Source organism: Gallintestinimicrobium propionicum (genome assembly GCF_025567525.1).
Lineage (GTDB): Bacteria > Bacillota > Clostridia > Lachnospirales > Lachnospiraceae > Gallintestinimicrobium > Gallintestinimicrobium propionicum.
On the sequence record NZ_JAOQJY010000063.1, the window covers coordinates 1 to 302 of the forward strand.

The following is a 302-nucleotide window of genomic DNA, read 5'->3' on the forward strand; positions in this document are numbered from 1 at the left end:
AACAACCTCATCATGGTGGACAGAAAGCTGCTGAAAAACCCCAACGGCCTGATTCTGGGTACGCCGGGTTCCGGTAAGTCCTTCAGCGCAAAACGAGAAATTGCCAACTGCTTTTTGCTTACCAGTGATGATGTCATTATCTGTGACCCGGAAGCGGAGTACGCACCTCTTGTTGAGCGTCTGCATGGGCAGGTCATCAAGATCTCACCTACTTCAACCAACTATATCAATCCGATGGATCTGAATCTGGACTATTCGGATGATGAAAGCCCGCTGTCACTCAAGTCTGACTTTATCCTCAG

Annotated in this window: 1 protein-coding gene; it reads left to right on the top strand. The window is 48.7% G+C overall.

The window, feature by feature from the left end:
- The coding region (locus OCV62_RS18140; protein WP_262588387.1) for an ATP-binding protein at window positions 1-302 on the top strand (302 nt) is incomplete at both ends.